Source organism: Duganella vulcania (genome assembly GCF_009857655.1).
Taxonomy (GTDB): domain Bacteria; phylum Pseudomonadota; class Gammaproteobacteria; order Burkholderiales; family Burkholderiaceae_D; genus Rugamonas; species Rugamonas vulcania.
In genome coordinates this window covers 39,560-51,610 of the sequence record NZ_WWCX01000049.1, presented here as the reverse complement: position 1 = coordinate 51,610, position 12,051 = coordinate 39,560, and the positions used below count along the sequence as shown (strand labels likewise).

11 protein-coding genes are annotated in these 12,051 nt (G+C 67.7%); 8 read left to right on the top strand and 3 right to left on the bottom strand.

Annotation, left to right across the window (positions count from 1 at the left end; genetic code table 11):
• The 4 genes from GTP90_RS22460 to GTP90_RS22445 form a co-directional block, all read left to right on the top strand.
• Nucleotides 1-341, top strand: a 341-nt coding sequence (locus GTP90_RS22460; RefSeq protein WP_371875110.1) for an LmrA/YxaF family transcription factor, incomplete at its 5' end; no start/stop codon positions are given.
• A gap of 66 nt (nucleotides 342-407) precedes the next feature.
• Nucleotides 408-1,214 (top strand): oxidoreductase, encoded by an 807-nt coding sequence (locus GTP90_RS22455; RefSeq protein WP_161085628.1) that lies wholly within the window; start codon nucleotides 408-410, stop codon nucleotides 1,212-1,214.
• A gap of 24 nt (nucleotides 1,215-1,238) precedes the next feature.
• Nucleotides 1,239-2,246, top strand: coding sequence for an NADP-dependent oxidoreductase (locus tag GTP90_RS22450; RefSeq protein WP_161085627.1), 1,008 nt, complete (start codon nucleotides 1,239-1,241; stop codon nucleotides 2,244-2,246).
• A 76-nt stretch (nucleotides 2,247-2,322) separates the two neighbouring features.
• Nucleotides 2,323-3,183 (top strand): alpha/beta hydrolase, encoded by an 861-nt coding sequence (locus GTP90_RS22445; protein ID WP_161085626.1) that lies wholly within the window; start codon nucleotides 2,323-2,325, stop codon nucleotides 3,181-3,183.
• A 139-nt stretch (nucleotides 3,184-3,322) separates the two neighbouring features.
• On the opposite strand, the gene GTP90_RS22440 is transcribed toward GTP90_RS22445, so the two are convergent.
• From GTP90_RS22440 to GTP90_RS22430, 3 genes are read right to left on the bottom strand one after another with little or no spacing between them, the layout of a single operon-like run.
• Nucleotides 3,323-4,609, bottom strand: a complete 1,287-nt coding sequence (locus tag GTP90_RS22440) for a TolC family protein (protein ID WP_161085625.1) — start codon at nucleotides 4,607-4,609, stop codon at nucleotides 3,323-3,325.
• Nucleotides 4,599-7,718, bottom strand: a complete 3,120-nt coding sequence (locus GTP90_RS22435) for an efflux RND transporter permease subunit (RefSeq protein WP_161085624.1) — start codon at nucleotides 7,716-7,718, stop codon at nucleotides 4,599-4,601. Before GTP90_RS22435 ends, GTP90_RS22440 begins: the two co-directional genes overlap by 11 nt.
• Nucleotides 7,711-8,832, bottom strand: coding sequence for an efflux RND transporter periplasmic adaptor subunit (locus tag GTP90_RS22430; protein ID WP_161085623.1), 1,122 nt, complete (start codon nucleotides 8,830-8,832; stop codon nucleotides 7,711-7,713). Before GTP90_RS22430 ends, GTP90_RS22435 begins: the two co-directional genes overlap by 8 nt.
• A gap of 159 nt (nucleotides 8,833-8,991) precedes the next feature.
• On the opposite strand from GTP90_RS22430, the gene GTP90_RS22425 reads away from it, so the two are divergent.
• From GTP90_RS22425 to GTP90_RS22410, 4 genes are all read left to right on the top strand, one after another.
• Nucleotides 8,992-9,681, top strand: a complete 690-nt coding sequence (locus tag GTP90_RS22425) for a response regulator transcription factor (RefSeq protein WP_161085622.1) — start codon at nucleotides 8,992-8,994, stop codon at nucleotides 9,679-9,681.
• Nucleotides 9,668-11,086 carry an ATP-binding protein gene (locus GTP90_RS22420; protein ID WP_161085621.1) on the top strand — a complete coding sequence of 473 codons (1,419 nt, stop codon included), beginning with the start codon at nucleotides 9,668-9,670 and terminating at the stop codon, nucleotides 11,084-11,086. The genes GTP90_RS22425 and GTP90_RS22420 overlap by 14 nt, the downstream gene beginning before the upstream one ends.
• A 140-nt stretch (nucleotides 11,087-11,226) precedes the next feature.
• Nucleotides 11,227-11,610, top strand: a complete 384-nt coding sequence (locus GTP90_RS22415; RefSeq protein ID WP_161085620.1) for a hypothetical protein — start codon at nucleotides 11,227-11,229, stop codon at nucleotides 11,608-11,610.
• Between the two features lie 59 nt (nucleotides 11,611-11,669).
• A complete protein-coding gene (locus GTP90_RS22410; protein WP_161085619.1) occupies nucleotides 11,670-12,050 on the top strand; it encodes a GFA family protein in 381 nt (126 codons plus the stop codon).
• Nucleotide 12,051: the final 1 nt, after the last annotated feature.

The following is a 12,051-nucleotide window of genomic DNA, read 5'->3' as shown; positions in this document are numbered from 1 at the left end:
CGCCGCCGGGGCAGGCGCTGCAGGCCATGATGCAGGCCTACCTGTCGCCGCAGCACATCGGCGCCATCGAGACCGGCTGCCCGGTCTCCGCGCTGGGTTCGGAAATGCCGCGCCAGGCGCCGGAGGTGCGGCGCGCCGCGACCATCCACATCAAGGAAATGATCGACCTGTTCGCCCGCCAGATGCCGGACTGGGGCCAGCCACAGGCGCACGAGCGGGCGATGGCGCTGGTGTGCTCGCTGATCGGCACCACCATGGTGGCGCGCGCGGTGGACGATCCCAAGCTGTCGGCGGCGCTGTGCGCAGCCACCCTGAACCAACTCACCCCGAAGGCCGGCTGAAGCAGTAGGCGGCTTTTTTTTGCATTAAAATATGATGATCATCATATTCACTTGAAGGGAAACACCATGAGCAGCAAGATCGCATTGGTCACCGGCGCCTCGTCCGGCATAGGGGCCGCCACGGCGAAGCGGCTGGTCGAGGCCGGTTTCAAGGTGTACGGCACCAGCCGCCGTGGCGCGCAGTCGGCGCGGCAGGGCTACGAGATGCTGGCGCTGGACGTCACCAGTGACGCCTCGGTGCAGGCCGCCGTCGCCCAGGTCATCGGGCGCGAAGGGCGCATCGACCTGCTGGTCAACAACGCCGGGGTTGGCGTGGCGCCGGCCGGCGCAGAGGAAAGCTCGATCGAGCAGGCCAAGGCCATCTTCGACACCAACTTCTTCGGCCTGGTGCGCATGACGCGCGCCGTGCTGCCGCACATGCGGGCGCAGCGCGCCGGGCGCATCGTCAACATCGGCTCGGTGCTGGGCTTCCTGCCGATGCCGTACGGCGCGCTGTACGCCGCCACCAAGCACGCGGTCGAAGGCTACACCGAATCGCTGGACCACGAGCTGCGCAACTGGGGCATCCGCGCCGTCGTCATCGAGCCCGCCTACACCAGCACCCCGTTCGACGCCAACATGCTGCCGCCGGACGCCAAGCTCGACGCCTACAGCGACGTGCGTACCGCCGTGACGCAGCGCGTGAACGAAGTCATGGCGACCGCGGAAGGGCCGGACGTGGTGGCGGCGACGGTATTGAAAGCGGCGCTGGCCCGCGCGCCGAAACTGCGTTACACCTCCGGTACACTGGCTGGACGCCTGCGCCTGCTGCGCACCTTCGCGCCGGCCGGCGTGATGGACGCGGGCATGCGCAAGGACCTGCGGCTGGCATAAGACCACAACGACAAGAAGGCAATCATGAAAGCACTCATCCTCAAGCAGTATGGCAAGCCCGGCGTGGTCGAATTCGCCGACATTCCCCGTCCCGCGATCAAGCCGGACGAAATCCTGGTGCAGGTCCACGCGGCCGGCCTCAATCCCATCGACTACATGATCCCCAAGGGCGATTTCAAGCCCATCCTGAAATTCCAGCTGCCGGCCACGCTGGGCAGCGACGTGGCGGGCATCGTGGTGGAGGCGGGCAGCCGCGTGCAGCGGTTCAAGGTGGGGGACGAGGTTTACGCCAGCGTGTTCGACCTGGGCATCGGCACGCTGGCCGAATATGCCGCCGTCCCCGAACATGCCGCCGCGCTGAAGCCGGCCAACCTCAGCTTCGTGCAGGCCGCGTCGGTCCCGATGGTGGGGCTGACGTCATGGCAGGCGCTCAAGGAAAGGCTGCGGCTGCGGCCCGGACAGAAAGTGTTCATTCCGGCGGGCTCCGGCGGCATCGGCACGTTCGCGATCCAGCTGGCCAAGCAGATCGGCGCCACGGTGGGTACGACCACCAGCGGCGGCAATGTCGAACTGGTGCGCGGCCTGGGTGCGGACGAAGTGGTCGACTACACGAAGCAGGAAGCCGGGCAAGTGCTGAAAGGCTACGATGCCGTGCTGGGCACGACGCGCGGCGACGGGCTGGAGAAGGCCATCGGCATCCTGAAGCCGGCCAGCGCGGTGGTCTCGTTGATTGGTCCGCCGGACGCCGCCTTCGCCCGCGCGCGCGGCATGAACTTCCTGATGCGGTTCGTGTTCGGCCTGTTGAGCCGCAAGATCATCCGCCTGACCGCCAGGCACCGCGCCACCTACTCGTTCCTGTTCATGCGCCCGGACGGCAAGCAGCTCGGCGAGATCACGCAGCTCATCGAGGCCGGGCGCATTCGTCCGGTGATCGACAAGGTGTTCCCGTTCACGCAAGCCAAGGACGGCCTGGCCTATCTGGAAAAAGGCCGCGCCAAGGGCAAGGTGGTGGTGCAATTGGTGGACGCCTGAGCCGCCGTCATGCCTTGACCGCTGCGCCCGCTTGCGCCAGACTCCCGCTCACTCGACAACAACGTGAAGGGCGGAAATGAAGCATATCGTTATGTTCAACAAGTTTCATGCAGGCGCGTGGCTGACGGCGGCGCTGCTGGGCGCCTGCCTCGGCGGCCAGGTGCACGCCGCGCCTGTGGTGTCGGCCGCCACACCGCTGGTGATCGGCGAAAGCTTCAACATCGAATCGAAGGTGCTGGGCGAGACGCGGCACATCAACGTCTACATGTCGCGCGGCTACGCCTTGCCGGCCGACGCGCCGCTGCCCGTGCTGTACATGCCGGACGGCGGCCTGCGCGAAGACTTCCTGCACATCGCCGGGCTGTTGCAGGTATCGGTCGACAACGGCACCATGCGCCCGTTCATGCTGGTCGGCATCGAGAACACCCAGCGCCGCTGCGACATGACCGGCCCGACCGACAACGCCGAAGACAAGAAGATCGCCCCGGTGGTAGGCGGCGCCGCGCAGTTCCGGCGCTTCATCCGCGAAGAGCTGATGCCGGCGGTGAAGCAGCGTTACCGCACCACGGGTGAGACCGCCTTGATCGGCGAATCGCTGGCCGGCCTGTTCGTGGTTGAAACCTTCCTGCGCGAACCGCAGCTGTTCGATCACTACATCGCGATCGACCCCAGCCTGTGGTGGAACGACGGCAAGCTGCTGACCGAAGCGCCGTCTCTGCTGGAACAGCGCGCGGCCAAACCGCAGACCTTGTATTTCGCCAGCAGCGGCACAGCTGGCATGGACAAGGGCAGCGCGCAATTGTCGACGCTGTTGACCACCCGCGCGCCGCAAGGCTTGCGCTGGCACTACCAGCCGCTGCCCGCCGAAACCCACGCAACGATCTACCAGCCCGCCGCCCTGCAAGCATTCCGCACAATGTTCAAGCCACCAAATTAAATTGGGGTCAAGTCTGACATTCGGACACGGGCTCTGCCGTAGACGCACGTCTACGGCAGAGCCCGTGTCCGAATGTCAGACTTGACCCCAGTGGTTTGGTAGAGCTCGTGTCCGAATGCCAGACTTGACCCCAATGTTTTTAGTTGGCGCCGGCGGCTAGTTGCAATTGCACGGTGGCGGTGGCCAGGTCGGCCTTTGCTTGCAGATAGGCCTGGTAGACTTCGTCGGCGGAGCGTTGCGCGGTCAGCAGTTCCAGCAGCGAGGCCGCGCCTTTTTTATACGACAGGCGCATGCCTTCCACGACCTTGTCCGACTGCGTCAACACCGAGTCCCGATAGCGCTGCTCGTTGGCCTGCGCCGCGCGGTACTGCGCGTACAGGCGCCGCACGTCGATCTGCGCCTTCAGCTCGGCCGAGCGCAGCGCCAGCGTGGCCTGCGTGACCGCCGATTGCGCCTGCAAGACCTCGCCACGCTGCGTGCGCGACAGCGGAATCGGCACCGACACCGTCAACCCCAGGCTCAGCGAACGCTGCGTCGGCGAATTGGTCACCGTGCCGCCCGCGTCGGTCAGCGCATGCACCGACGGCGTGTTCTTCAAGCTGACGTTGACCACCGGATCGACCCAGCGATTGGCCTGCGCCAGATCGGCCGAGGCACGCGCCGCATCCAGCGCTGCGCGCGCGATGCGGATGTCGTCGCGTCCGTCCTGCGCTTGCCGCACCAGCTGCTCCACATCATCCAGCCCGTTGACGGCGGGCGTATCGCAAGCCAGCTCCGCGCTGCCGAACACCTCGCTGTAGCGCCGACCCAACGGAATCGACAGCGACTCGGCCGCCGCCAGCACCTGCGCCCGCGCCGACACCACATCCGCCTCGAACCGGTCGCGCTCCACCTGCGACTGCGACAACTCCAGTCCGCCGATATCGCCGACCTTGCGCCGCACGGTGTTGGCCTTGACGATATCGTCCAGCGCCCGCAGCGTCGCCTCCTGCCGCACCAGCGCCTGACGCGCGCGGCACGATTCCGTGTAGGCCGCCACCGCATCGGCATACAGCTGGCGGCGGCCGCCATCCAGCGTCGCCTCGCCGACCTTGACCGCCGCCTGCGCCGCGCGGATGCGCTGGCCGCGCTTGCCGGCTGTCTCGATGGTCACCGCCACGCCTATGGTGGTGGCGGTCGGCGCGTTCGGCTTGTTCGCCGCATTCAATTCCCTGGAATCGATGCCGGCCGTGAGCACCGGATCGGGCCGCACGCCGGCCACCGACACGCCGGCCTGTGCGCTGCTCACATTCTCGCGCTGCACCTGCAAATCCAGGCTGTTCTGGGCCGCAGCCGTCGCGTACTCGCGCAACGTCACCTGGCCGGCAGCGGGCAGGGCGACGCACAGCGCCAGCAGCGCGCACAAGGGGTTGAGTTTAAATGTCATGGATTTGCTCCGCTTGCACCAGGCCGTCCTCGGCCTGCTTGGGTTTGTTCTCGAAATAGCGTTCGACCAGGTAGTACAGCGCCGGCAGCCATACCAAGGTCAGCCCGGTGGCCGTGACCAGCCCGCCGACCACGACGGTCGCCAGCGGCCGCTGCACGTCGCTGCCCAGGCCGTGCGCCAGCGCGGCCGGCAGCAGGCCCAGCGCGGCCACGCTGGCCGTCATCAGCACCGGGCGGAAGCGGCTGTAGGCGCCTTGCAGCACGGCGTCCTTCAGCGTCAGCCCGCCCTCGGCGCGCAGCTGGTTCAGGTTGGACACCATCAAAATGCCGTCCATCACCGCCACCCCGAACAGGGCGATGAAGCCGACCGCGCTCGACACATTGAGCGTCATGCCGCGCAGATGCAGCGCCACCAGCCCGCCCAACGCGCCCAGCGGCACCGCCGCCAGGATCATGGCCGGCTGCCGCAAATTCTTGAACTGCGCGAACAGCAGCACGAACATCAGCGCCACCACCATCGGCATGATCAGCGCCAGACGCGCCTGCGCCCGCTGCTGGTTCTCGAACTGCCCGCCCCAGGCCAGCTGCACGCGGCCGTGGTCGTAGCGCACCTTGGCCTCGATCTGCGCCTTGGCGTCGTCCAGGAAGGACGCCAAATCGCGCCCGCGCAGGTCCAGCCGCACCGTCAGGTGACGCTTGCCCATCTCGCGCGTGATGGTGCTCTCGCCGTCGTCCAGCCGTATCGTCGCCACCTGCGCCAGCGGGATGCGCGCCCCCGTGGCCGAGGTCAGCAGCAAATCGCCGATGGTGTCGGGATTGCTGCGCGACGCATCGGTGAAGCGCACGCCGATGTCGTACTGCCGGTCGTCGATGAACACCTGCGACACCGGCTTGCCGCCAATGCCCGTGCCGATCAGGTCGGCCACGTCGGCGGCGTTGATGCCGTAGCGCGCGGCGGCGGCCCGGTCCACCTCGATGCGTACCTGCGGCAGCGGCGGTTCCTGGTCGATGATCACGCTCTCCGCGCCCGGCACGGCGGCCAGCGTGCGCTCGACGTCGGCCGCGATGCGGCGCGTCTCCTTGAAGTCGTTGCCGTAGATTTTCACCACCAGGTCGCTGTGCGCGCCGGCCAGCTTGTCGAGCACACCGTCGATCATCGGCTGCGTGAAGCCCACCCGCGTGCCTGGCAGCCTGGCGAAGCGCTGGCCCATCTTGACGATCAGCTCCTGCTTGCTCAGGCCGGACTTCCACGTGTCGTACGGATGCAAGGTCACGCTGACCTCGATGTGCGACGGCGTCCACGGATCGGTGCCCTCGTCGTTGCGGCCCAGCTGGGTGACGATGGTGGCCACCTCCGGGAACTCCAGCGCAGCGCTGCGCAGGCTGTCCGACATCTCGGCCGCCTTCTCCAGCGAGATTCCCGGCGGCAGCGTCACCTGCAGCCAGATCGAGCCCTCGTCCAGATACGGCAGGAAGTCGCGGCCGATGGTGCCGCCCAGCGCGCACACGGCGGCGAAGGCCAGCGCGAACGCCGCCAGCGTCACGCGCGACTGGCCCACCACGGCCGCCAGAAACGGCTCGTACAACTGCTTGGCCTTGACCAGCACCGGATTGTTGAACACCTTGCGCGGCTTGCGGTACGCCTGGTAGGCCAGCCCCGGTATCAAGGTCAGCGACACCACCAGCGCGCCCAGCAACGCGAAGCCGATCGCGAACGCCATCGGCGAGAACAGCTTGTACTCGATGCGCTGGAAGGTGAACAGCGGCAGGTAGGCGGTGATGATGACGATCATGCCGAAGAAGATAGGCTTGGTCACCTGCAGCGTGGCCTTCATCACATCGCGGGCGCGCAGCGCGGCGCCGTGGTTCTCCTCATACTTGCGCAGGATGTTTTCCATCACCACGATGGCGCCGTCGACCACGATGCCAAAGTCGATCGCCCCCAGCGACAGCAGGTTGGCCGGAATATGGAAGTGATGCATGAAGATGAACGCCGTCAGCAGCGCCATCGGAATCGTCACCGCGACGATGGCCGCCGCGCGCGGGCTGCCCAGGAACAGCACCAGCACCACCGTCACCAGCAGCATGCCCTCGACCAGCGTCTTGCCGATGGTGTGTAGCGTGGCGTCCACCAGCCCGGTGCGGTCCAGGTAGGGCACGATCTTCACGTCCTTGGGCAGTACATGATCGTTCAGGTCCTGCACGGCCGCATGTACATCCTTGAGCACCAGCGACGGGTTCTCGCCCTTGAGCAGCAGCACGATACCCTCGACCGCGTCCGGATTGTTGTTCTTGCCCAGGATGCCATGACGCTCCTTGCTGCCCAGCCGCACCTCGCCCAGGTCCTTGACCAGCACCGGCACGCCATTCTTCTGCGTGACCACTACATTGCCCAGGTCGTCCAGGTTGTGGATCAGGCCGACGCCGCGCACCACGAAGCCCTGCTGGCCGCGATTGAGAATGCTGCCGCCGGCACTGGCGTTGTTGGCGTTGACGGCGTCGGTGACCTGCTTGAGCGACAGGTTGTACTTGCTCAGCTTGGCCGGATCGAACTCCAGCAGGAACTGCGTGGTCAGCCCGCCGAAATTGCCGACGTCGGCGATGCCGGCCACTTGCTTGAGGCGCGGGATCACGGTCCAGAACTGCAGCTCGGACAGTTCGCGCAGCGAGCGCGTCTTCGATTCCAGCGTGTAGCGGTAAATCTCGCCGATGGGCGAGGTCAGCGGATCGAGCCCCGGTTGGGCGCCGTAGGGCAGGGTCACGCTGGCGATGCGTTCCTGCAAACGCTGGCGCGACCAGTAATCCTCGACACCGTCGCGGAACACCACGGTGATCAGCGACAGGCCGAAGGTGCTCTTCGAGCGCATCACATGCATGCCGGGCGTGCCCATGATCTCGCGTTCCAGCGGAATGGTGATCTGCGATTCGACTTCCTCCGCCGCGAGGCCGGGCACCTGCGTGACCACCTGTGAACTGGTGTCGGCGATATCGGGATAGGCTTCCAGCGGCAGCTGCTGCCAGCAGAACACGCCGTACAGCGCGACCAGCACGAACACCAGCCAGGCGATGCCGCGCCGCTGGAAACTGATGGCAACCAGGCGATCAATCATTTAGTAGCACTCCTTCCTTGGCGACGATGCGGGTGCCGGCTTTCAGGCCGGAGACAATCTCCACCAGCTCGCCGTTGTGCACGCCGGTGGCGACGGTGCGCGCCTCGAAGGTCCAGGCGGCCGTCTCGACGTAGACCTGGGTGTGCGTACCGCTCTGCACCAGCGCCGACGCCGGCACCACCACGCCCTGATGCGGCGCGGCGCTGAAGGTTACTTGCGCGAACATGCCAGGCTTCAGGCGGCCGTCCTTGTTGTCGACCGCCACGCGCACCTTGACGGTGCGGGTGTCCGGGTCCAGCACCTCGCCCACGTAGCCGACCTTGCCGACGATGTGCTGGCCGGGGTAGGCGTTCAGTTCGATGTCGGCGGTCTGGCCGGCGAACACGGCGGCCAGATCCTTCTCCTGCACGCTGGCGGTCAGCCACACGGTCGACAGGTCGGCCACCACCATCACCGGCGCGTTGGTGTCGTTCCAGAAGCCGCCCTGGCCGCCATTGAGTTCGATCACATGGCCGGACAGCGGCGAGCGCAGCGTGTACACGCGGCCGTTGCCGCCGGTCAGGGTGCCGCCCAGCTGCGCCAGGCGTGCCTTGCTGCGCTCGCTTTCGCTGAGGGCTTGCGCGTACTCGCTCTCGGCTTGTTCCAGATCCTTGTGCGCCGAGATGTCGGCCGCGCGCAGCTCCTTCTGGCGCTCCAGGTTGCGGCGCGCCAGCGTCAGGCCGGCCTGCGCCTTGGTCGCGTCGCTGTGGGCGGCGGCCACGTCGGCCGAGTCCATGGTGAACAGCGCATCGCCGGCCTTGACCGTGTCGCCCAGATGCTTGAGCAGTTGCTCGATGCGCCCGGCCACCGGCGGCACCACGCGCACCAGATGGGCCGAGTCGGCCTCCACCACGCCCGGCACCGGGATGACGCGCGCCACGTTCTGCTCGGCGGCGCTGGCCACCTGCAGCGACTGGCGCAGCGGCGAGCCGGCCGGCACCGCGATGGACGCGCCCTTGCGCACCAAGGCGGCGGGCGGAGCGGAATCGGTCTCGGGCGCATGGCCGCAGCCGGCGATGGCCGCGCACAACAGGGGGAGGGCCAGCACTTGCCGGCGTGGGTCGAATTTGATCATGGCGTTTCCTGAAGGCGAAAGGAGTCCCCGGCGCGCCATTGCGCCGCTGTCGTCCATGGGTAAGAGGAATGGCCGCAGTGTACCGAGATGCGCGCCGGACGATCCTGAATCTTCCTTCAGGAAACATCCAGTGCCCTGCGGCCGGCGGTAAAATGCCGCATGACCAAGATATTGCTGATCGAAGACGACCAGAAGGCCGCCCGCCTGCTCAAGCGCGGCCTGGAGGAAGAGGACTTCGCCGTCGACGCCGTGCACAGCGCGGAGGAGGGCGAACCGGCCGCGCTGGCCGGCGATTACGACCTCATCGTGCTGGACTGGATGCTGCCGGCCAAGGACGGCATCACGCTATGCGGCGAGCTGCGCGAGCGCGGCCTGCTCACGCCCATCCTGATGCTGACCGCGCGCGACGGCCTGGGCGACCGCGTGGCCGGCCTCAACACCGGCGCCGACGATTACCTGACCAAGCCCTTCGCCTTCGACGAACTGCTGGCCCGCATCCGCGCACTGCTGCGCCGCTCGACGCTGGCGCGCCCGGCCTTGCTGACCGTGGCCGACCTGACGCTGGACCCGCAAAGCCACGCCGTCAAGCGCGGCGGGCAGGCGCTGGACCTGACGCCCAAGGAATACGCCATCGTCGAACTGCTGATGCGCCAGGCCGGCCACGTGGTCAGCCGGCAGCAACTGGCCGAGCGCATCTGGACCGCCGACCTGATCGCGCTCGACAACCTGATGGACTCGCACATGCGCAACCTGCGCCGCAAGATCGACCCCGAAGGCCTGCCGCGCCTGATCCACACGGTGCGCGGCCAGGGCTTCCGGCTGGCGGAGGTGGCCGATGACCAGGCTTAGCTTCCGCCGCCGGCTGGCGCTGGTGCAGACCGCCGTCATCGTCTCGGTGCTGGCGGTGGCCGCCATGTCCGGCTATTTGAGCTTGTCGGGCGCGGTCAACGAACAGCTGGACGGCGCCTTGCTGGCGCTGGCCGAAACCGAGGCCGCCATGCTGCGCGCCGCGCCGGACCAGCCGGTGCAGGTGCACGACGCCGCCAAGGGCGCCGCGCCGCCATCGCTGGCGCGGCTGGACCGCTGGGTGCAGATCGTCGACGCGCAAGGCCGGGTGCTGGCGCGCAGCGCCAACCTGGGCGCGGCCAGCCTGCCGGCACCGGCCGTGCTGATGGCGCGCATGGCCGCCGGCGACACCGTGTTTGAAACGCTCGACCATTTCGCCGAGGAGCCGGTGCGCATCGTCTCGCTGCCGGTGCGGGTTGGGCCACCTACGCCCTTGCGCTACACGGTGCAGGTGGCCGGCTCGCTGGACGACGTGCGCCACGTGGTGGCCTCGGCCAGCGTGATGTTCCTGGCCTTGGCGCTGGCGCTGCTGGTGGCGCTGACCGTGGCCAGCGCCTCCATCACGCGCTGGGTGTTCCGTTCGATCGACGACATCGTCGGCCAGGCGCAGCGCATCGGCGAGGGCAACCTGGACCAGCGCCTGATCCACCCGGGCACGCGCGACGAGATCGGCCACCTGGTCGACACCCTCAACGACATGCTCGACCGCATCGACCAGAGCTTCCAGATCCAGCGCCGCTTCACCTCGGACGCCTCGCATGAATTGCGCTCGCCGCTGTCGCGGCTGCGGGCCGAGATCGAAATCACGCTGCGCCGCCCGCGCGACGCCGCCGAATATGTGGACACGCTGCGCTCCTGCATGGAGGAGGTCGAGCGCCTGACGCTGCTGGTGGAAGAGCTGCTGGCGCTGGCTCGCTACGACGCCGGCCAGGACCGCGACGCCTCGGCCTCCACCTCGCTGGGCGAGATCGCCGCCGCCGCCATCGGCCGGGCGCAGGCAACGGCCCTGCAGCGCCAGGTGCGCCTGACGCTGCAGGCGGCCAGCACGCCGGTGCTTGCCGCCATCGGCGAAGGCGCGGCCACGCTCATCGTGGTCAACCTGCTGGAAAACGCCGTCAAGTTCACGCCGGCCGGCGGCGCGGTCGAAGTGCGCGTCTGGCGTGATGGCGAAGAGGCCTGCCTGTGCGTGTCCGACAGCGGCCCCGGCATCGGCATCGATGAGCTGCCGCACCTGTTCGAGCGATTCTACCGCGGCGCATCGGCGCGCTCCGGCGCGGCGGCCGGCGTCGGCCTCGGACTGTCGCTGACGCAGACCATCGTCCAGGGCCACGGTGGCCGCATCGAGGCCGCCAACCTGCCGGCCGGCGGCGCCGCCTTCACCGTTCATCTGCCCTGTGCCGGCGGCTGATCCAAATTCCTGCCCCAATGCGGGGGCATGTCATACGCTCGTAATTTCTAAGTGGCAATATCCATTTCTGAAGGCCTCGTCCTGTGGTCTCTACCCTTACCGCCTCTCACCGAGGCGGTCTTTTTTTGGAAGGAAGTGGAATGCAAAACGCAGAAGTCGCGTTTTCGCGGGAACTCGGTGTGGTCATGATGACGCTCAGCGCCGGCGGTAACGTGCTCGCCCAAAGCGCCAGCCAGGAAACCATCGCGCGCGAACTGCAGATCCGCGCCGTGCGCTTCCTGGTCATCGAAGGACTGTTCACCACCGAATTGCCGACCACGGAAAAGACGCTGGCCGCCGCGTCTTCGGTGGCGTTCACCGAGCCGATGGCCGCGCTCAAGTTGATCGCCGCCTGTTCGGCGGTGGGTGAGCGGGTGGGCTTCCTGTTCCCCGAGCGGCGGCGCCGCCCCCGCGAACCCGTGGCCGAGGCTGCACAGGCCAAGCCGAACGGGCCGGGCAGGGCGGACGTGTCAAAACGGGATTGACGCGGCGTGCGCGCCGTGGGCATCATGGCGGCTGGCGCCACGATGACGGAGCGAACAGCATGAATGAAACCGGCCGGTTGCACGGCAGTTGCCTGTGCGGAGGCGTGGCATACCGGGCGGACCTGCCGGTCAGCCACGCCAGCCATTGTTACTGCACCATGTGCCAGAAGCAGCACGGCGCCGCCGCCGGTTCGTATGCGAACGTGGCCGCCGCCGGCTACGTGGTCGAGCGCGGCGCCGACCTGATCACCGAATACGCCTCGTCCTCGCACGGCCGGCGCGGCTTTTGCAAGGTCTGCGGCTCGACGCTGTTCTGGCGCAGCACGCAGGCGCCGGACCGCATCGCCATCACGCTCGGCACGCTGGAGCCCGAGTACGACGGCCCGGTCCAGCGCGAGCTGCACACGGACACCAAGCCCGCCTGGCTGCCGCTCCGTTAGC